Here is a 19,350-nt window from a genome sequence, read left to right as displayed (position 1 = left end):
ACGGGAGCGCACGCGGATGGACGCAGGCTTTTGGTAGGCTGCGTCCATCTTCCGCAGGAATCCGCACGATGGACGGACTGTTCGGCAGCACCAGCTGGCTTTACATCATTCTGGTCGGCTTCTTCGTCGGCCTGTTCGGGCGCTTCTTCATGCCCGGCAACAACCGCATGGGCTGCCTGCTGACCATCGTGCTGGGCATCGTCGGCGCACTGGTCGCCGGGTGGTTCGGGCAGTACATGGGCTGGTACGCTCCAGGCGAACCGGCAGGCTTCATTGGTGCCACGCTCGGTGCCATCGCCGTACTTGCCATACTGCGCCTCTTCAGCGGCGGCAAGCGCTGACCCTTTCAGTACGCACTCTTCATGAACGATCCCGCTTCCGACCCGCAGCGCACCGCGCTGCGGCTGCACTGGGCCCGCACCGCGCTGGCCGATGACACCACCCAGCTTGACCGCGCCTCGGTCGATGCCGGTTTCCGCAGCTACTGGCGTGCCACCAGCGCGGGCGGCAGCCATATCGTCATGGACTCCCCGCCCGGGCTGGAAGACGTACACCCGTGGCTGCGCATGCACGACCTGCTGGAACCGCAGGGTGTGCGCGTGCCGAAGGTGCTCGCCCGCGACGAAGCCCAAGGCTTCCTGTTGCTGGAAGACCTCGGCGGCCCCACCCTCGCCCGCGCCATCACCGACGAAAACGCCGACGCGTGGTTCGACGCGGCCTTCGACCAGCTGATCCGCCTGCAGTCCATCCCGGTACCCGACGACTTCGGCGTGTTCGGCGAAGCGCTGCTGCAGCGTGATGCCGGCCTGTTCGACGAATGGTTCCTGCAGCGCCATCTCGGCCTGCAGCTCGACTGCGGCGAAGTTGAAGCCCTGCAGCTGGCCCAGCGCCGGCTGATGGACAACGCCCTGCAGCAACCCCAGGTGCTCACCCACCGCGACTTCATGCCGCGCAACCTGATGCCCGTGGAAGGCGGACCGGCCGTGCTCGACTTCCAGGATCTCGTGCGCGGCCCCATCGCCTACGACCCCGTCAGCCTGTTCAAGGACGCCTTCCTGAGCTGGCCGCTGGAACGCGTGGATGCCTGGCTCGCCCACTATCACGCCAAAGCGCTGGCCGCCGGCTTACCCGTGCGCCCCTGGCCGCAGTTCCTGCGCGACGCCGACTGGATGGGCATCCAGCGGCATCTGAAAATCCTCGGCATCTTCGTGCGTCTGCGTGACCGCGACGGCAAGGGTCACTACTTCGCCGACGCCCCGCGCTTCATCCAGTACCTGGACGAAGTGCTGCCACGCCACCCCGAACTGGCCGGCCTGCAGCAACTGCTGCAGGATCGCATCAAGCCCGCCATGGCCGAACGCACATGAAGGCCATCATTTTCTCCGCCGGCAAAGGCGAGCGCATGCGTCCGCTCACCCTGCATACGCCCAAGCCGCTGCTGGTGGCCGGCGGCAAGCCCCTGATCGTGTGGCACCTCGAACGACTCGCCGCCGCCGGCATCGAGGACGTGGTCATCAACACCTCGTGGCTGGGCGAACAATTCGAACCCGCTCTCGGCGATGGCAGTCGTTGGGGATTGAAGCTGCATTACATCGACGAAGGCCCGGTGCCACTGGAAACCGGTGGCGGCATTCTCAATGCATTGCCTGTGCTGGGTGATCAACCGTTCCTGGTCGTCAACGGCGATGTCTGGACCGACGTGGATTTCGCCGCGCTGCCGAAGCAACCCGCTGGCGATGCGCACTTGGTGCTGGTTGACAATCCTGTGCAGCACCCGCGTGGTGATTTCATCCTGCACGCCGATGGCCTGGTCAGCAATGACGGTGATGCGGCACGGCTGACCTATGCCGGGGTGGGCATCTATCGACCGGCGATCATTGACGGTTGGCGCGAAGTGATTGGGAATACCGAGGGAGCCGCCGCGATGCCGCCGCAGTTTGGGTTGGCACCGTTGATGCGGCATGCGATGTCGCAAGGAAGGGTCACCGGCCAGCATTACGCCGGACGATGGACCGATGTGGGTACGCCTGAACGGTTGGAAGCATTGGACCAGGCACTTCGCGACCTGTGACCCAGACACGCATGGCGTGTCACTACGCGGCACCCGGGCGCGCAGGAGATTGGCATCGGCTCTCCCATGGCCACCGACCATCTGTCGAGGGTCGGCGTGGGTGGGTTTGCGGGACCGTCAAAAACATGGATGTTTTTGACGAGCCTACATGGACGTATTTACGGCGTGTCCCGCAAACCCACCCACGTCGGCCCCAACACGAAGATCAGCAGCCGAGGGCGGTTCGCGTTACAGCCGAGCGGAACCATCCTCGACCACCTGCCGCAGGAACGGCACGGTGATGCGGCGTTGTGCTGCCATGGACTCGCGATCCAGCCAGTCCAGCAGGCTCACCAGGCTGCCCAGCTCGCGACCCGTGCGGGTCAGCAGCCATTCGATCGATGCCTCGTCGATGCTCAGCCCGCGTCGCACCGCGCGTTCGCGCAGCACCGCTGCGCGGCCCTCATCATCCAGCGGCTGTAGCACCACCCGCACGCACTGCTGCAGGCGTGAGCGCAGGTCAGGCAGTACCAGCCCCAGCTGGTCCGGCGCGTGCTGCGCCGTGTACATCAGCGTGATGCCCGTCGTGCGCGCCCGGTTGTGGAAATCGAACAGCGCCACCTCGTCCTCGCGGTTGCCCACGATCGCGTCCAGCCCGTCCAGGGTGACCAGGTCGCGCCCTTCCAGCGACTCCAATGCCGCCCGCACGCGCCCTGCCACCGCCTTCAACGGCAGATAGGTCGGCTGCCGCCCCGCCTGCTGCGCCAGCGAACACATCGCCAGCGCCTGATGCGTCTTACCCGTGCCTGCCGCGCCTTCCAGGTACACCCAGTCGTGCGCCGCTCCCACCGCAATCGCGCGCAGCTGCGCCAGCGCGCCGTCCGGCGCACCGATGAAGGTTTCCAGGCGCTCGTCCTGCGGGTAGCGCAGGGCAAGCGGCAGCTGCGGCACCATGCTCACTTCAGGTCGGGGTCCTTCGGCACCACGATCGTGTCAGCGCGGCGGTCGATGTAGGAATCCAGCGCAATCGCCGTCTCGCCCACGTACAGCTCGCTCTCGCGGTAACGCTGGTGCGCATAGCGCAGCAGCACGTTGCTCACCGCCGCCACCGGCAGCGCCAGCAGCATGCCCAGGAAGCCGAACAACTGGCCGCCCGCCATCACTGCGAAGATCACCGCCACCGGATGCAGGCCGATCTTGTCGCCCACGATGCGCGGCGTCAGCACGTAGCTTTCCAGCAGCTGGCCCACCGTGAACACCACGCCCACCAGAATCAGCAGCTTCAGGTCGAAGCCCTGCGCCTGCACCAGCGCCGCCACCACCGCCATCACGATGCCGGTCGTCGCCCCCAGGTACGGAATGAAGCTGATCAGACCCGCCACCAGGCCAATCAACAGGCCCAGCTTCAGACCGACCAGCGACAGGCCCGCCGCGTAGATCACGCCCAGCGCGATCATCACCAGGAACTGGCCGCGGATGAACGCGCCCAGTACCTCATTGGACTCACGCGCCAGCTTGCTGATCGTGCCGATATGGTTGCGCGGAATGGTCGAGGCCACCCGTTCCACCAGCTTGTCCCAGTCGCGCAGGAAGTAGAACGCCAGGATCGGCAGCAGCAGGATGTTGACCACCCAGGTCACCATCGCAAAGCCCGAGCGCGACACGTAACCGAAGAAGGTCTTGGCAAACCCGCCGGCCTGCTGCCAGTGGCTGCGCACCCAGTCGATCAGCCGGTCCGGATCCATCCACTGCATCACTTCCAGCCCGGTCTTCTGCTCGAACCACGGAATGCCGGTCTGCATCAGCCACGCCTGTGCCTGCGGAACGGCCGCAATCAAGGTGGCGATCTGGCGCTCGATCATCGGCACCAGGATCAGCAGCAGCGCGGTGATCACCAGCACCATCGCCACGAACACCAGCACCACGCCGGTGTTGCGCGAACGGCCGGTGGCCTCGATCCGGTCGACCAGCGGGTCGCCCAGCCACGCCAGCGCCAGCGCCAGCACGAACGGGGTCAGGATCGGGGCCAGCAGGCTGATCACCCAGCCAATGGCCAGGGCGAGCAGGACATATTTGACGCGTCGCAGGAACTGGGCGATCTCGGCTTCCGGTGTCAGGATCATCGCAGGCGGTACTCGTTGCTGGCGGGGGGCGGCGGCAGAGTGGTGGCGTCGTTTTCGTCAATCGGCACCGGCAGCGGAGCCAGCGGCACGATCACGCCGTTCTCGCCCAGCATGCGGTTCAGGCCGGACAGCCCGGTGGTCATCTCCAGGGCCAGCTCCAGGCGGTTGCCCGAGGCCCGCAGCGGGGTGATGTTGCGCACCACCGGGTTCTCGCGCAGCCCGGCCACCAGACGCATGTAGTCCTCGGCATTGTCCAGCCCGGTCACTGCGATGGTGTAGGTGCCAGCCGCGCCGGTCGCGGCACCGGCCTTGGCGTAGCGCTTCACCAGCGCGTCAGCCGCGCCGTCGGCACCACCGGCCATGGCACGGCGGGCATCGGAATCCTTGGTGGTCCACTTGTTCAGCTCACGGCCGCCATCGACGAACACCCAGTCAGCAACCCAGCCGCCGGCCTTGTCGCGGTACAGCTTGCCGACCAGCTGCATCGGCGGGGCGTAACGGGCCGAGGCACGCGCCACCGAGGCGGTGTCCTGGCGCCAGATCGCGCCCACCAGGGCCTGTTCAGCCGCGCTGCCGGTCGGCAGGCCCAGCTTGTAGCCACGCTCGACAGCGCGGTTCAGCAGCGGTCGGGCTGCATTGGCCTGCTGCACCGTGACCAGGCGCGGGCCGGAACCGTCGTCGATGGCCAGCCAGATCACCGGCTTGGGCCGGGGCTGCGGCCACAACGGCAGGCCCAGCGCGGAGATCAGCCCGTCCACGTCGTCCTGGCGGAACCGGGCCACCAGCATGGTGCGATAGCTGGGCGCACCGCTGGCCGAGGTGCTCTGGTCCTGGCGGTAGTCGTAGCTTTCCACGTAGTCCTTGGCTCCGCGCAGCGCCTGCACCACGCCGGGGCGGGTCATCACGCTGCGGTCGCCGGAGAGCTTGGCCAGCACATTGCCCAGCGCGCGCGCCAGGGCTCCGGTGCGGTCGGCATCGGACTGGCTGTTGACCGGTACTTCGGCCTCGTAGGCCCCGGTGGCACTGGCCACGTCGCCTTCGGTGCGCATGCCGCTTTGGGCCATCGTGGCCACCGGCAGGCACAGCGCGAGGAACATCATGAGAATGAGGCTGCGGCGCATCAGGTCTTCCATTGAGCGTATCCGGGGGGAATTGTTGCCCGAATAGGGCCTGCGCGCCAACGTGGCCTGTTAAAATCCCGCTTTCACTCCAGCGCAGCCCGACGCCCGTGACCCAGACTCCGTCTTCCCCCGCCCCCCTCACCTACCGCGACGCCGGTGTCGACATCGACGCGGGCAACGAACTGGTCGAACGGATCAAGCCCTTGGTGAAGCGCAGTTTCCGCCCCGAAGTGATGGGCGGCCTGGGCGGTTTCGGCGCGCTGTTCGACCTGTCCAACAAGTACCGTGAACCGGTGCTGGTGTCCGGCACCGACGGCGTCGGCACCAAGCTGAAGCTGGCCCACCAGCTGAACCGCCACGATACGATCGGCATCGACCTGGTCGCCATGTGCGTCAACGACGTGCTGGTGCAGGGGGCCGAGCCGCTGTTCTTCCTGGACTACTTCGCCACCGGCAAGCTGGACATCGACACGGCCGCTGCCGTGGTCGGCGGCATCGCCAACGGCTGCACCGAGGCCGGCTGCGCCCTGATCGGCGGCGAAACCGCTGAAATGCCCGACATGTATGCCCCGGGCGAGTACGACCTGGCCGGCTTCACCGTGGCGGCGGTGGAAAAGAGCGAACTGAAGGACGGGGCCAGCGTCACCGCCGGCGACGTGCTGATCGGCATCGCCTCCTCCGGCCCGCACTCCAACGGCTACTCGCTGGTGCGCCGCATCTACGACCGCGCCGGCCGCCCGGCTGACCTGGAGCTGGAAGGCGGGGTCAAGCTGGTCGACGCGCTGATGGCCCCCACCCGCCTGTACGTGAAGCCCATCCTGGCCCTGCTGAAGTCGCACGGCGAAGCCATCCACGGCATGGCCCACATCACCGGTGGCGGCCTCACCGAGAACATCATCCGCGTGGTGCCCGAAGGCCTCGGCCTGGACATCCAGGCCTCGTCGTGGACCCTGCCGCCGGTGTTCCAGTGGCTGCAGAAGGAAGGTGCGGTCGCCGACAGCGAAATGTGGCGCACCTTCAACTGCGGCATCGGCTTCGTGCTGATCGTACCCGCCGACCAGGCCGACGCCGTGTCCGCGGCGGTCAACGCACAGGGCCTGGACCACTGGACCATCGGCCAGGTGGTTCCGGCCACCGCTGCCGAACGCGTACACATCGGCTGAGTCACCAAGGAGACCCGCATGGACGCAGCACCTCCCAGCCCACCGCCACCGCCGCTTTCGATGGAAGACGCCAACCACCTGCGGTTGCTGTCGATCTTCCATTATGTGGTCGGCGGCATTACCGCGCTGTTCTCGCTGTTTCCGCTGATCCACGTGGCCATCGGCATCGGTGTGATCACCGGCGCGATGCCGATGAACGATGCCAATGGCAACCCCGCCGAAGATGGGCGCATGGTCGGCTGGGTATTTGTCGCCCTCGGTGGGCTGTTCATTCTGGGCGGTCTCACGCTGGCAGGTTTCACCGTGTACGCCGGACGCTGTCTGTCCGCGCGTCGTCGCCATACCCTGTGCCTGGTGGTGGCCGCATTCCTGTGCATGTTCATGCCCTTCGGCACGGTGCTGGGTGTATTCACCCTGATCGTGCTGCTGCGCCCTTCAGTCAAGGCGGCGTTCGACGCCCCTGCTTCCGTTCACTCCTGAGATCACCATGGCCGCTACGCCTCCCCCGCTCAATGGCCCGCGCGGCCCGGTGACGCCGCCGGGCGTCTGGAATCCCATCCAGATCAACTCCCACCTGCACACGCTGAAGATCCTGTTCTATGTGCTGGGTGCCATCCAACTCTGCATCGGCGTCGTGCTGCTTCCTGTTGCGTTCGCCGGTTATGCCGCTGAAAGCAACAGCGTGGATCCGGGTGCCCAGCCCATGCTGTTGATCGTACTGCTGCTGGCGGCCAGCCTGGTGTTCGCCTGCGTGGGTGTGGTCAGTTTCCTGGCCGCCAAGGCACTGGGCCAACGTCAGCGCCATCAGCTGTGTCTGATCGCTGCCGGCGCTTCGTGCCTTGCCGGCGCACTGGGCATCGCGTTGGGCGTCTACGCTTTCATCGTGCTGCTCAAGCCAGAAGTCAAAACCGCCTTTGCACCGCCGGGGAGCACCGTCGTCGCATGACCGCCCGTATTGCCGTGCTGGCCTCCGGGCGGGGCAGCAACCTGCAGGCCATCATCGACGCCATTGCCGCCGGCACGCTGGATGCTGAAGTGATTGGCGTGCTGTCCGACAAGCCCGACGCCTCGGCATTGCTGAAGGTCGCCCCGGAACGGCGCTGGGCGCGTTCACCGAAAGCGTTCGCGGACCGCGCCGCATTCGACGCCGCACTGGGTGATGCACTGGCCGGATTTGCGCCGGACTGGATCGTCTGCGCCGGCTACATGCGCATTCTGGGCGAAGCCTTCGTGCAGCGATTTGCCGGCCGCCTGATCAACATCCATCCGTCGCTGCTGCCGAAGTACAAGGGCCTGCATACCCATGCCCGTGCGCTGGAAGCCGGCGATGCCGAAGCCGGAGCCAGCGTGCACTTCGTGGTACCGGACCTGGACGCCGGCACGGTGCTGGCCCAGGCGCATGTGCCCGTTCAAGCCGGCGACACCCCTGAAGCGCTGGCCCAGCGCGTGCTGGCGGTGGAACACCCACTGCTGATCGCCAGCCTGCGGTGGCTGGTGGCCGGCCGCGTGGCTGAACGCCACGGTCAGCTCCAGGTCGACGGCCACCCCCTGTTCAGTCCGCTGCGCCTAGATTGCGCCGGAGAACTGAACGCCTAGTCACGGCGCACACGCGCTGCTGACCTGGACACTGGCATCCTCCCTCCTCCTTCGTTTGTGCGCCCGCATGAGAACGTCCTCTTCCAAGGTGCTGTTCAAGCCCGTGCTGATGCTCGGTGCACTGCTGTGCACGGTGGCCGTTGCTGCCGCGCAGGAGCCACCGGCCACGCCGGAACCACCGGCCGAACCGGCCCCGCCGATGCTGCCCGCATTGGCCTGGGAGCCGCTACCGCTGGAACCGTTCACCGCTACCTACCAGGCCTTGTACAAGGGCAAAGAAGCCGGTGATGCCACCATGCGCGTCACCCACACCGGTGGCGCGCAGTGGCGCGTGGACATGCAGGTAGTCGGCCGTCGCGGCTTTGCCAGCGTGCTCGGCCTGAACCTGGAACAGAGCACCGTGTTCGAGAAGCAGGGCGAGGTCTACGTACCGCTCAGCCAGGCCACCGTGCGCAAAGGCCTGTTCCTTGGCAAGAAAGTGACGGGCACCTACAACTGGCAGGCAGGCACGGCGCAGTGGGTGGGCGATCTGAAGAAGGAACGCACCCAACCGATTCCGCTGCAACCAGGCGACCAGAGCGCGCTGCTGATCAATCTGGCGATCATGCGCGACGCCCGCCCGGGTGCGCAGATGCATTACCGCTATGTCGATGTCGGCCGGGTGCGCCAGCACGATTACCAGGCAGCGCCCGAAACCGAGAACGTTCAGGTCGGCGAGCTGTCCTACAACGCGCTGCGGGTGTATCGCACCAACGGCGGCAACGACGAAACCATTCTCTGGGTCGCCAACGGGGTTCCCACCCCGGTGCGCATCCTGCAACGCGAAGACGGCGAAGATCGTGTTGATCTGCGCCTGATCGAATATCAAGGAGTGTGAGCATGACCATCCTCAACCGTCCCCTGACCTGGATTGCCGCAGGTGCGCTGGCCCTGACCAGCCTGCCGGCGATGGCGCTGCAGCCGTTTACGGCCGACTACCAGGCCAACTACATGGGCGTGCAGGCACCGGGCAAGATGACCCTGAGCAAGGTCGACGGCAACAAGTGGCAGTACAGCCTCAACGTCAGCAACCAGCTGGCCACGCTGAGCCAGAACACGGTCTTTGACGAGACCGGCGGCAAGCTGCGTCCGCTGACCAGCAACGACCGTTCGATGCTGCTGGTGAAGAAGCGCAACGTCGATGCCACGTACGACTGGACCAAGAAGCAGGCGACCTGGAAGGGCGACATCAAGCCGGACCGCGCCGGCCCCGTCGCGTTGAAGACCGGCGATATGGATGCGCTGCTGATCAACCTGGCCATCGCCCGTGACTTCGCCGATGGCAAGCCGCTGACCTACCGCATGGTTGACGAAGGGCGGATCAAATCGCTGACCTACAAGACGGTCGGCAAGGAGCAGATCACGGTTGCCGGCAAGACCTACGATGCCACCAAGGTGTCACGCGTGGATGGCAACAAGGAACAGATTGCGTGGGTGGTGAAGGAGCTGCCGGTGCCGGTGCGCCTGCTGCAGCGCGAGGGTGGCAAGGACGCGCTGGATCTGACCATCCGCAGCTTCAAGTGATGCATCGCGTGCCGACCAACGGTCGGCACCTACCGTTATCGGCGTTGATCACGATGACCCGGTAGGTATCGACCGTTGGTCGATACGCCCGCGCAAAAAAACGCCCGCATTGCGGGCATTTTTTCATTCCGGCTTGGCCTCGCCGAACACGGTCCGGCAATCGACGCGGATCTGCTCGCCACTGCTGCGCCAGTAAAACGCCTTGCAGTGCCTGTTGCCCTCGTCGGTCACCTTCACACCTACCGCGTAGAACGACTGCAGCACTTCCGTGCGACTGACCGTGCCGTCGCCGTTCCAGTCCATGTCCTGCTGTTCCAGCCCCTGGGTGATGGCGATGCCGGCGTACCAGGCATAGCCCAGCCAGCCCAGCACCACCAGCACCAGGATCAGCAGTGCCTTGCGGCGACGCGTGAACTGGCCGCGCAGGATCATGCGGTACGCCGGATGGTGGCACCCAGCGCCGAGAGCTTCTCTTCGATGTTCTCGTAGCCACGGTCCAGGTGGTAGATGCGATCGATGGTGGTGTCACCCTTGGCCATCAGGCCGGCCAGGATCAGCGAGGCCGACGCACGCAGGTCGGTGGCCATCACCGGCGCACCGCTGAGCTGGTCAGAACCGCGCACGATGGCGGTGTGACCTTCCACCTGGATGTCCGCACCCAGGCGCAGCAGCTCGTTGACGTGCATGAAGCGGTTTTCGAAGATCGTTTCATTGATCACGCCCACGCCATCGGCCACACAGTTGAGCGCCATGAACTGCGCCTGCATGTCGGTGGGGAACGCCGGATACGGCGCGGTGGTCAGGTTCACAGCGCGCGGGCGCTTGCCCTGCATGTCCAGGGTGATGCTGTCTTCGGTGGTCTCGATCGTCGCCCCGGCTTCGACCAGCTTGGCCAGCACGGCGTCCATGGTGTTCGGGCGCGCGCGGTTGACCGTGACCTTGCCACCGGTCATCGCTGCCGCCACCAGGAAGGTGCCGGTTTCGATGCGGTCAGGCAGCACTTCATGACGGCCGCCGTTCAGGCGCTCCACGCCTTCGATCACCAGGCGGGTGGTGCCCAGCCCTTCGATCTTCGCGCCCAGCGCGATCAGGCAGTGCGCCAGGTCGGTGACTTCCGGTTCCATCGCGCAGTTGTCCAGCACAGTGGTGCCTTCAGCCAGCACCGCGGCCATCAGCACGTTCTCGGTACCGGTCACACTGACCATGTCGAAGGTGAAATGGCCGCCCTTCAGACGCTTGGCGTGAGCTTTGATGAAGCCGTTCTCGACCACGATCTCCGCACCCAGCGCCTGCAGGCCCTTGATGTGCTGGTCCACCGGGCGCGAGCCGATCGCGCAGCCGCCGGGCAGCGACACTTCGGCCGCACCGTGGCGGGCCAGCAGCGGGCCCAGCACCAGGATCGAGGCGCGCATGGTCTTGACCAGTTCATACGGCGCGACGTGCTGGTTCACCGAACGCGGGTCCACGACGATCGCACTGCCGCGCGACAGCGTGCCCTGGTCGATGGTGACCTTGGCCCCCAGCTCGCCCAGCAGCTTCACCGTGGTCACCACGTCGTGCAGGTGCGGCACGTTGGTAATCTCCACCGGCGCATCGGCCAGCAGGGTGGCGCACAGGATGGGGAGAACGGCGTTCTTGGCGCCGGAAATGTTCACTTCACCGTGCAGCGGCGCGCCGCCGGTCACTACGATCTTGGCCATGGAACCTACAGGGATTAAGGAAAAAAAAGGAACCGGGGTAGAAGCCGACCGTTGGTCGGCTTACCGATTGGCTTCCGCCGGCGTCACCGTCTTCAGCGCCAGCGCATGGATCGCCCCGCCCATCAGATCGCCCAGCGTGGCATACACCATGCGGTGGCGGGCCAGGGGCAGCTTGCCGGCGAAGGCCTCGCAGACCACGGTGGCCTCGAAATGCACGCCATCGTCACCCTGCACGTCGGCGCGGGAGCCAGGCAGGCCGGTTTCGATCAGATTGCGGATGGTCTCGGCGTCCAACGGGCTTTCCTAATAAAATGTGCGCTCATTCTACTCTTCCGCGTGGCGCCCGCATGGCTGTATCGCCCCTGCCCACTCACTCCACCGATCCTGCGGCCCTGGTTGCCAGCGGCCGCCGGGTGTTCGAGATCGAGCGCGACGCCCTGGCTGCGGTGGCCGACCGCCTGGGCGATGCCTTCAGCCAGGCCTGCCAGCTGGTGCTGGGCAGCCGCGGCCGCGTCGTGGCCACCGGCATGGGCAAGTCCGGCCATGTGGCCCGCAAGATCGCCGCCACCCTGGCCTCCACCGGCACCCCGGCGTTCTACGTGCACCCGGGTGAAGCCGGCCACGGCGACCTGGGCATGATCACCGAGGACGACGTGGTGCTGGCCCTGTCCTACTCGGGCGAGTCCGACGAGGTGCTGATGCTGCTGCCGGTGCTCAAGCGCCAGGGCAACCGCCTGATCGCCATGACGGGCCGCCCCGGCTCCAACCTGGCCCAGGCCGCCGATGTTCACCTGGATGTGAGCGTGCCGGCCGAGGCCTGCCCGCTGGCGCTGGCCCCGACCTCCAGCACCACCGCCTCGCTGGCCATGGGCGACGCCCTGGCCGTGGCCCTGCTGGACGCGCGCGGCTTCACCGCCGACGACTTCGCCCGCTCCCATCCGGCGGGCAGCCTGGGCCGCCGCCTGCTGCTGCACATCACCGATGTCATGCACAGCGGCGACGAGCTGCCCTGCGTGGGCGAGGACGCCAGCCTGAGCCAGGCGCTGGTGGAAATGAGCCGCAAGCGACTGGGCATGACCGCCGTGGTCGACGCCAACCAGCGCCTGGTCGGCCTGTTCACCGACGGCGACCTGCGCCGCGCCCTGGACAGCGACCTGGACGTGCGCAGCGCGCGCATTGTCGACGTCATGACCCGCAAACCCCGTACCATCGGGGCCGATCAGCTGGCCGTGGAAGCGGCGCGGCTGATGGAAACCCACCAGATCAACGGCCTGATCGTGGTCGACGCTGAAGGCAAGGCGGTCGGCGCGCTCAACATTCATGACCTGTTGCGGGCGCGGGTGGTTTAAACCACAGTGGCCCTCCTCCATTCAGCTGACCGCCTGCCCTGATGCCCTATTCCCCGCTGCCCGGTTTCCCGTCCCACCTGCACGCTGCTGCCGGCCGCATCCGACTGGCCTGCTTTGACGTGGACGGTACGCTCACCGACGGTCGGCTCTACTACGACCGGGAAGGCAACGAGAGCAAGGCGTACTACGTGCAGGACGGACTGGGCCTGAAACTGCTGCAGCAGCACGGTATCCACCCCGTGCTGATCACCGCGCGCAACAGCCTGTCCGCGCTCAAGCGCGGGGCCGACCTGGGCATCGACACCCAGATCGCCGTGGGCGACAAACTGGCCAGCGTGCGTCTGCTGTGCGAACAGCACGGCATCGGCCTGGACCAGGTCGCCTTCATGGGCGATGACCTGCCCGACCTGGCTCCGCTGTGCGCGGTCGGCCTGGCGGTGGCCCCGGCCAATGCCCACCCGTGGATCGCCGAACGCGTGCACTGGCAGACCCGCGCCGATGGCGGCCGTGGTGCAGCCCGTGAGCTGTGCGACGTGCTGCTGGCCGCACAAGGCCATGTGGACGCGGTGCTGGCGAGGTTCGGCGCATGAACTGGCGAACCGCCATCGGAGGCGTGCTGCTGGCTGCCGCCGTGCTGAGCGGCTGGTCGCTGCTGCGCGACCGCAACAAGCCGCAACCGGTTGCCGGCGACGACGCCAGCAAGGACTACGTGCTGCACGACTTCCAGATCATCGCGCTGGACGAACAGGGCAAGGAATCCACCACCCTGCGCGCGCCGCTGCTGGAACGCAGCCGTGCCGATGAAACCATGGTCATCGCCACGCCGCTGTTCCTGCTGCCTGATCGCGACGGCAACCACTGGGAGCTGCGCAGCGACAAGGGCTGGGTCAGCGCCAAGGGCGACCAGTTGAAGCTGACCGGCAACGTCAGCGGCGACAGCCCCAAGGTGCCCAGCGTGCCGCCGACCACCTTCCGGACCGACCATCTGGACGTGTTCCCGAATGAAAACAAGGCCAGCACCGACGCGTTGGTTACCCTGACCCGGCCGGGCATGACCCAGTCTGGTGTCGGGTTTGAACTGAATTCCAGCGACAAGACCTACCACTTCCTGAGTCAGGTCAAGAGCCGTTACACGCCCCGTCAGTGATGCGCCCCGACAATCCACGGACGGCTACGGCCGCTTCCACGAATCTGGCAGGAAAGCCCCCCGTCATGAAGATCTTCTACGCCGCTGCATTCGCCCTGAGCCTGCTGCTTCCCGGTTACGCCGCGCAGGCGCGCACCGATGACCGCAACAAGGAAATGAACATCGAGTCCGGCGCACAGTCGGGCTCGTTCCTTGGCGATGGCGTCATCACCCTGTCCAACAACGTGATCATCACCCAGGGCACGCTGGAGATCCGCGCCGCCCAGGCTGACATCCACATGAAGGACGGCGAGGCGGTGCGCGCGGTGTTCTCCGGCAAGCAGGCCACGATGAAGCAGCAGCTCGACGATGGCAGCTGGATGAATGCCCGCGCCGACAAGATCGACTACGACATCAAGGGCGAAGTCATCGTGCTGACCGGCAATTACCGGGTTGAAAGCGCACAGGGCATCAACAGCGGCCAGAAGATGACCTACAACACCCGTACCGGCGAAATGAACAGCGGCGGTGACGGTGGTCGCGTGCGCACGGTGATCCCGCCCAAGAACAAAACCCCTGCGCCGGCGGCCAAACCGGCCCCCACCAAGACCACCGTGCCCACTGCCGGGAGCAAGAAGTAATGCTGGTCGCCAAAGGTCTGCGCAAAAAATACAAGCAGCGCGAAGTCGTCAAGGAATTCGGGCTGACCCTGGATGCCGGCGAAGTGGTCGGCCTGCTCGGCCCGAACGGCGCGGGCAAGACCACCTGCTTCTACATGATCGTCGGGCTGGTCGAGGCCGATGCCGGCAGCATCGTGCTGGACGGCAAAGACATCACCGCCGACCCCATGTACACCCGCGCCAAGCAGGGCGTGGGCTATCTGCCGCAGGAACCCTCGGTGTTCCGCAAGCTGACCGTGGCCGACAACATCCGCCTGGTGCTGGAACTGCGTGAGGACCTGGACGCCGCCGGTCGCGAGAAGGAGCTGAATTCGCTGCTGGACGAGCTGCAGATCGGCCATGTGTCCGAACAGCTCGGGGCCAGCCTGTCCGGCGGTGAGCGCCGCCGCTGTGAAATCGCCCGCGCGCTGGCCGCACAGCCGCGGCTGATCCTGCTCGACGAACCATTTGCCGGCGTCGACCCGATCTCGGTCGGCGAGATCCAGCGCATCGTCACCCACCTCAAGCAGCGCGGCATCGGCGTGCTGATCACCGACCACAATGTCCGTGAAACCTTGGGAATCTGCGACCGCGCGTATATCCTCAACGAAGGCAGCGTACTGGCGCAGGGTGCACCGGACGCAATCCTCGACAACGCCGACGTCCGTCGCGTCTACCTTGGAGACACCTTCAAGCTCTGACCGGCCGGCCGCTGCGGCACCCTCCCCCCGTTGGGCACAGGCATGAAGGCACGGCTGCAGACATCGCTGGGACAGCAACTGGTCATGACGCCGCAGCTGCGTCAGGCCATCAAGCTGCTGCAGATGTCCACCACCGAGCTGGAGCTGGAAATCGCCGAGGCGGTGGAGACCAACCCGCTGTTGGAATGGGCCGAAAATGACCAGCCCGGGCTCGACGCCGCACCAGGCACTGACGAACGGCCCAATGAGAGCAGCGACGGCCCGGACGAACCGGGCGAGCGCAGCGCCGCCAGCGAAGATGACTGGGCCCCGGGCGAAGCCGACTGGAGCAGCAGTGGCGGCAGCGGCTCGTTCGACGACGACGACAACGGCAGCGCCGCCGAGCGCGTCGCTGAAACCGAAACCCTGGCCGACCACCTGCTGTGGCAGCTGCATCTGTCGCACCTGTCCGCGCGCGACCGCAGCATCGGTGCGGCGCTGATTGATGCCCTGGAAGAAGACGGCTACCTGCGCGAGCCGCTGTCGACCATTGCCGAAACCCTGCTGCCGGCCATTCACGCCGACGAGGCGGAGATTCTGACCGTGCTGCACCAGATCCAGCGCTTCGACCCGATCGGGGTGGGCGCGCGCAGCCTGGGCGAATGCCTGCAGCTGCAGCTGGATGTGCTGGACCCGCAGACCCCCGGCCTGGCCCTGGCCCGGCGCATTGCCGATGGCCCGCTGGAGCGCCTGCCGCGCAGCGGCGTGGACGGCCTGGCCCATGAACTGAAAGTCCCGGCCTCCGAAGTGGACACCGCCGTCCAGTTGCTGCGCTCGCTGGACCCGCGCCCGGGCACCCAGATCGGCGAACTGGCCCACGACAGCTACGTGGTGCCGGACTGCGTGGTCTGGCGGCAGGGCGGCGTGTGGCGCGCGGCCTTGGCCGGGCACGCCGGCCCGCGGGTGGTGATTCACCGCGGCTATGAACAGATGATCCGTCGCTGCGGCGAAAGCGACGCAGGCTACCTGCGCGCGCACCTGCAGGAGGCGCGCTGGCTGCTGAAGGGCCTGGAGGCGCGCGGCGAAACCCTGCTGCGGGTCATGCGCTGCCTGCTGCAACAGCAGTCGGCCTTCCTGGAGTTCGGTGAGCAGGCGCTGCGCCCGCTGACCCTGCGCGAGGTCGCCGGCGAGCTGGGCCTGCACGAATCCACCATCTCCCGGGCCATCGCCCGCAAGTACGTGCGGACGCCGCGCGGCACCCTGCCGCTGCGCAGCTTCTTCGCATCTGGGATCGATACCGACAGCGGCGGGGAGGCGTCCAGCACCGCCATCCAGGCCATGATCCGCCGCCTGATCGACGACGAGAACCCGCGCAAGCCGCTTTCTGACGCCAAGCTGGCTGACCTGCTCAAAACCTCGGGAATACCGGTGGCGCGACGCACCGTGGCGAAGTATCGTGAGGCCATGAACATTTCCGCCTCGCACGAAAGAGTACGTATCGCCTGACGCTCCACGCGCCCGGCGGGAAGGTTCATTGGCAAATCCGAATAAAAAGGAGACACCCGATGCGCATCGAAACGTTTGGCAAAGATGTCGAAGTCACCCCCGCCCTGCACTCCTATGTCGAGGAAAAGCTGGCGAGAATCAGTAAGCACTTCGACCGCGAGAGTTGCAACGCACGGGTCACACTGAAGCTGCAGAAGCCCGACCATCACGTCGATGCCAGCGTCAACATCCCCGGCCAGACCCTGCATGCCGAAGCCAACGGCCAGACCATGTATGCAGCGATCGACGTACTCGCCGACAAGCTCGACCGCCTGGTGATCAAGCACAAGGAAAAGAAACAGCAGCACGCCCCCTTGCCGGTGAGCGACAATGGCGGCTGACGCCCCCATGTTCTCCCCAACATGCCCCTGACTGACCTACTGGCGGCCGTGCGCACCCAGGTGCTGCCGGCCGCCGACCGCGACAGCGTGCTGCAGGCCGCGGCCCGCCTGCTGGCCTGCCGCGAAGCCAATGCCGAACAGATCTACCAGAACCTGTGCCAGCGCGAACAGCTGGGGAGCACCGCCATCGGCCATGGCATCGCCATACCGCATGGCCGCGCGCCACTGCTGGAACGCCCCCGTGGGGCCCTGCTGCGGCTGGAAACGCCGGTAGATTTCGGCGGCGACGAACCGGTGGACCTGGTCTTCGCCATCGCCGTGCCGGCCCACTACACCCATCAACACCTGATGCTGCTGTCCGAGCTGGCCGAGCTGTTCTCCGAGCCCTCGGTGCGCCAGGCCCTGCGCGACGCGCACGACGGCCAGGCCCTGCGTCAGGTACTCGAGTTATCCCCTCCGGCGAGTGCCGCATGAATACCAGCATCACCGCACGTGAGCTGTTTGAACAACAGCGCGACCGCCTTGCCCTGCGCTGGGTGGCTGGCCAGGCCGGCGAGCGCCGGGAGCTGGAAGCCGGCAACACGGTCTCGCGGCGTCCGTCGCTGGCCGGTTATCTGAATGCCATCTACCCCAACAAGGTGCAGATCCTGGGCACCGAAGAGCTCTCCTGGCTCGATTCGTTGGATTCGCGCCAGCGCTGGGAGACCATCGAGCGGATCATGCAGTCGCACCCGCTGGCGCTGGTGATCACCCGCAACCAGCCCTGCCCCGAGGACCTGCGCGCGGCCGCCGACGAATCGCACACCCCGCTGTGGATCTCGCCCAAGCGTGGCCATGAGCTGCTCAATCACCTGTCCTACCACCTGGCCCGCACCCTCGCCCCGCGGGTGATCCTGCACGGCGTATTCATGGAGATCTACTCCATTGGCGTGCTGATCACCGGCGAAGCCGGCTCGGGCAAGAGCGAGCTGGCCTTGGAGCTGCTCAGCCGCGGTCATAGACTGGTGGCCGACGATGCCCCGGAATTCACCCAGATCGCCCCCGACGTGCTGGACGGCACCTGCCCGGAGCTGCTGCAGGACCTGCTGGAGGTGCGCGGGCTGGGCGTGCTCAACGTGCGCGAGATGTTCGGTGACACGGCGGTAAAGAAGAACAAGTACCTTCGGCTCATCGTGCACCTGACCAAGCCCATGACCGAACCCACCCCCCACGGCTACGAGCGCCTGACCGGCGACTCCGGCACCCGCCACGTGCTGGACCTGGACGTGCCACTGATCACCCTGCCGGTGATGCCCGGCCGCAACCTGTCGGTGCTGACCGAGGCGGCCACCCGGCTGCACATTCTGCGTACCAAGGGTATTGATCCCGCGGCGATGTTCATCGCCCGGCACAGCAACCTGCTGGAACGCCGCACGCCATGAGCACCACCGCCCCCGCCCCTGCCGCCACCCTGATCATCGTCAGCGGGCTGTCCGGCTCCGGCAAGTCGGTCGCCCTGAAGACGTTCGAAGACCTGGACTACTACTGTTCGGACAACCTGCCGATTCTGCTGCTGCCCGATTTCGTGCGCAGCCTGATGGGCAGCCACGACGGTTCCGCTCCCCGGCGCATGGCAGTGGGCATCGACGTCCGCGGCCAGACCGACCTGAGCCAGCTCTCGCACTGGCGTGAAGACGCCCTGGCCGCCGGCCTGGACGCGCAGCTGCTGTTCTTCGACGCCACCGACGAAACCCTGCTCAAGCGCTACGCCGACACCCGTCGCCGGCACCCGCTCAGCCAGCTCGGGCTGTCGCTGCCCGAGGCCATCGCCCGCGAGCGCGAACTGACCGCGCCGCTGCGCCGCGCCGCCGACGCGGTGATCGATACCACCGGCATGAACGTGCACCAGCTGCGCCGCAAGGTGGTGACCGGGTTCGCGCTCAACCACGGCAACAAGCTGTCGCTGCTGTTCGAATCGTTCGCCTACAAGCGCGGCGTACCGGCCGAAGCCGATTTCGTGTTCGACGCCCGGGTACTGCCCAACCCGCACTGGGACCCGGCGCTGCGCCCGATGTCCGGCCGCGAGGCACCGGTCCGCGACTATCTGGACGCCCAGGCCGACGTGCAGCGCTACACCGCCCAGCTGACCGACTTCCTGGACACCTGGCTGCCCCGGCTCGGCAACGACACCCGCAGCTACGTCACCGTGGCCTTTGGCTGCACCGGCGGCAAGCACCGCTCGGTCTACCTGGCTGAACGCATGGCACGCCACGCGCGTGAACAGGGATGGCCGGAAGTGGCGACGTTCCATCGTGAACTGGATTAGACAATCCCGCATTGCCCCCTAGTCCCAAT

General features: G+C 66.6%; 25 protein-coding genes. 19 read left to right on the top strand and 6 right to left on the bottom strand.

Annotated elements, in window-relative coordinates:
- Positions 1-68: 68 nt before the first annotated feature.
- From PDM29_RS12480 to murU, 3 genes are read left to right on the top strand one after another with little or no spacing between them, the layout of a single operon-like run.
- Positions 69-341 carry a GlsB/YeaQ/YmgE family stress response membrane protein gene (locus PDM29_RS12480; protein ID WP_311190438.1) on the top strand — a complete coding sequence of 91 codons (273 nt, stop codon included), beginning with the start codon at positions 69-71 and terminating at the stop codon, positions 339-341.
- A gap of 21 nt (positions 342-362) precedes the next feature.
- The gene (locus PDM29_RS12475; protein WP_311190437.1) at positions 363-1,367 is read left to right on the top strand and encodes an aminoglycoside phosphotransferase family protein; all 1,005 of its coding nucleotides are present in this window, start codon (positions 363-365) and stop codon (positions 1,365-1,367) included.
- A complete protein-coding gene (murU, locus tag PDM29_RS12470) occupies positions 1,364-2,071 on the top strand; it encodes an N-acetylmuramate alpha-1-phosphate uridylyltransferase MurU (RefSeq protein ID WP_311190436.1) in 708 nt (235 codons plus the stop codon). The genes PDM29_RS12475 and murU overlap by 4 nt, the downstream gene beginning before the upstream one ends.
- Positions 2,072-2,299: 228 nt before the next feature.
- On the opposite strand, the gene hda is transcribed toward murU, so the two are convergent.
- Genes hda through PDM29_RS12455 form a run of 3 tightly spaced genes read right to left on the bottom strand, consistent with a single transcriptional unit; the run spans position 2,300 to position 5,294 of the window.
- Complete coding sequence (gene hda / locus PDM29_RS12465) at positions 2,300-3,004, bottom strand: DnaA regulatory inactivator Hda (RefSeq protein ID WP_311193775.1); 705 nt, start codon at positions 3,002-3,004, stop codon at positions 2,300-2,302.
- A gap of 2 nt (positions 3,005-3,006) precedes the next feature.
- Positions 3,007-4,173 (bottom strand): AI-2E family transporter, encoded by a 1,167-nt coding sequence (locus PDM29_RS12460; protein ID WP_311190435.1) that lies wholly within the window; start codon positions 4,171-4,173, stop codon positions 3,007-3,009.
- Positions 4,170-5,294, bottom strand: coding sequence for a DUF2066 domain-containing protein (locus tag PDM29_RS12455; RefSeq protein WP_311190434.1), 1,125 nt, complete (start codon positions 5,292-5,294; stop codon positions 4,170-4,172). The genes PDM29_RS12460 and PDM29_RS12455 overlap by 4 nt, the downstream gene beginning before the upstream one ends.
- A 107-nt stretch (positions 5,295-5,401) precedes the next feature.
- On the opposite strand from PDM29_RS12455, the gene purM reads away from it, so the two are divergent.
- The 6 genes from purM (at position 5,402) to PDM29_RS12425 (ending at position 9,616) form a co-directional block, all read left to right on the top strand.
- Complete coding sequence (gene purM / locus PDM29_RS12450) at positions 5,402-6,457, top strand: phosphoribosylformylglycinamidine cyclo-ligase (RefSeq protein WP_311190433.1); 1,056 nt, start codon at positions 5,402-5,404, stop codon at positions 6,455-6,457.
- Positions 6,458-6,475: 18 nt separating this feature from the next.
- Complete coding sequence (locus PDM29_RS12445) at positions 6,476-6,937, top strand: hypothetical protein (RefSeq protein ID WP_311190432.1); 462 nt, start codon at positions 6,476-6,478, stop codon at positions 6,935-6,937.
- 7 nt (positions 6,938-6,944) lie between these two features.
- A complete protein-coding gene (locus PDM29_RS12440) occupies positions 6,945-7,403 on the top strand; it encodes a hypothetical protein (protein WP_311190431.1) in 459 nt (152 codons plus the stop codon).
- Positions 7,400-8,053: a phosphoribosylglycinamide formyltransferase gene (purN, locus tag PDM29_RS12435; RefSeq protein WP_311190430.1), complete on the top strand. Its 654-nt coding sequence runs from the start codon at positions 7,400-7,402 to the stop codon at positions 8,051-8,053. The genes PDM29_RS12440 and purN overlap by 4 nt, the downstream gene beginning before the upstream one ends.
- Before the next feature lie 109 nt (positions 8,054-8,162).
- Positions 8,163-8,930, top strand: coding sequence for a DUF3108 domain-containing protein (locus PDM29_RS12430; protein ID WP_425508754.1), 768 nt, complete (start codon positions 8,163-8,165; stop codon positions 8,928-8,930).
- Between the two features lie 2 nt (positions 8,931-8,932).
- Entirely contained in the window at positions 8,933-9,616 is a 684-nt protein-coding gene (locus tag PDM29_RS12425; protein ID WP_311190428.1) for a DUF3108 domain-containing protein, read from the top strand.
- A 123-nt stretch (positions 9,617-9,739) separates the two neighbouring features.
- On the opposite strand, the gene PDM29_RS12420 is transcribed toward PDM29_RS12425, so the two are convergent.
- Genes PDM29_RS12420 through PDM29_RS12410 form a run of 3 tightly spaced genes read right to left on the bottom strand, consistent with a single transcriptional unit; the run spans position 9,740 to position 11,610 of the window.
- Positions 9,740-10,048, bottom strand: coding sequence for an EF-hand domain-containing protein (locus PDM29_RS12420; RefSeq protein WP_311190427.1), 309 nt, complete (start codon positions 10,046-10,048; stop codon positions 9,740-9,742).
- Positions 10,045-11,316, bottom strand: coding sequence for a UDP-N-acetylglucosamine 1-carboxyvinyltransferase (murA, locus tag PDM29_RS12415; RefSeq protein WP_311190426.1), 1,272 nt, complete (start codon positions 11,314-11,316; stop codon positions 10,045-10,047). Before murA ends, PDM29_RS12420 begins: the two co-directional genes overlap by 4 nt.
- Before the next feature lie 60 nt (positions 11,317-11,376).
- Positions 11,377-11,610, bottom strand: coding sequence for a BolA family protein (locus PDM29_RS12410; protein WP_311190425.1), 234 nt, complete (start codon positions 11,608-11,610; stop codon positions 11,377-11,379).
- A gap of 53 nt (positions 11,611-11,663) precedes the next feature.
- Here PDM29_RS12410 and PDM29_RS12405 point away from each other — a divergent pair, with 53 nt between their 5' ends.
- The 10 genes from PDM29_RS12405 to rapZ all read left to right on the top strand — a co-directional run bounded on the left by PDM29_RS12405 (position 11,664) and on the right by rapZ (position 19,321).
- A complete protein-coding gene (locus PDM29_RS12405; RefSeq protein ID WP_311190424.1) occupies positions 11,664-12,665 on the top strand; it encodes a KpsF/GutQ family sugar-phosphate isomerase in 1,002 nt (333 codons plus the stop codon).
- A 41-nt stretch (positions 12,666-12,706) separates the two neighbouring features.
- Positions 12,707-13,255, top strand: coding sequence for a KdsC family phosphatase (locus tag PDM29_RS12400; RefSeq protein ID WP_311190423.1), 549 nt, complete (start codon positions 12,707-12,709; stop codon positions 13,253-13,255).
- A complete protein-coding gene (gene lptC, locus PDM29_RS12395; RefSeq protein ID WP_311190422.1) occupies positions 13,252-13,812 on the top strand; it encodes an LPS export ABC transporter periplasmic protein LptC in 561 nt (186 codons plus the stop codon). Before PDM29_RS12400 ends, lptC begins: the two co-directional genes overlap by 4 nt.
- Before the next feature lie 65 nt (positions 13,813-13,877).
- The gene (lptA, locus tag PDM29_RS12390; RefSeq protein ID WP_311190421.1) at positions 13,878-14,432 is read left to right on the top strand and encodes a lipopolysaccharide transport periplasmic protein LptA; all 555 of its coding nucleotides are present in this window, start codon (positions 13,878-13,880) and stop codon (positions 14,430-14,432) included.
- Entirely contained in the window at positions 14,432-15,151 is a 720-nt protein-coding gene (gene lptB / locus PDM29_RS12385) for an LPS export ABC transporter ATP-binding protein (RefSeq protein WP_311190420.1), read from the top strand. Before lptA ends, lptB begins: the two co-directional genes overlap by 1 nt.
- A 42-nt stretch (positions 15,152-15,193) precedes the next feature.
- Positions 15,194-16,636, top strand: a complete 1,443-nt coding sequence (locus PDM29_RS12380) for an RNA polymerase factor sigma-54 (RefSeq protein ID WP_311190419.1) — start codon at positions 15,194-15,196, stop codon at positions 16,634-16,636.
- Between the two features lie 59 nt (positions 16,637-16,695).
- Positions 16,696-17,016 (top strand): ribosome hibernation-promoting factor, HPF/YfiA family, encoded by a 321-nt coding sequence (gene hpf, locus PDM29_RS12375; RefSeq protein WP_311190418.1) that lies wholly within the window; start codon positions 16,696-16,698, stop codon positions 17,014-17,016.
- Between the two features lie 21 nt (positions 17,017-17,037).
- A complete protein-coding gene (locus tag PDM29_RS12370; RefSeq protein ID WP_311190417.1) occupies positions 17,038-17,490 on the top strand; it encodes a PTS sugar transporter subunit IIA in 453 nt (150 codons plus the stop codon).
- On the top strand, positions 17,487-18,437 hold the full coding sequence (gene hprK / locus PDM29_RS12365) for an HPr(Ser) kinase/phosphatase (protein WP_125361642.1): 951 nt from the start codon (positions 17,487-17,489) through the stop codon (positions 18,435-18,437). Before PDM29_RS12370 ends, hprK begins: the two co-directional genes overlap by 4 nt.
- On the top strand, positions 18,434-19,321 hold the full coding sequence (gene rapZ / locus PDM29_RS12360) for an RNase adapter RapZ (protein ID WP_311190416.1): 888 nt from the start codon (positions 18,434-18,436) through the stop codon (positions 19,319-19,321). Before hprK ends, rapZ begins: the two co-directional genes overlap by 4 nt.
- The last annotated feature ends 29 nt before the right edge of the window (positions 19,322-19,350 follow it).

Origin of the sequence: Stenotrophomonas oahuensis (assembly GCF_031834595.1) — a bacterium.
Classification (GTDB): Bacteria; Pseudomonadota; Gammaproteobacteria; order Xanthomonadales; family Xanthomonadaceae; genus Stenotrophomonas; species Stenotrophomonas oahuensis.
The sequence above is the reverse complement of the archived record's forward strand: the minus strand, read 5'-3'. Positions and strand labels throughout refer to the sequence as shown.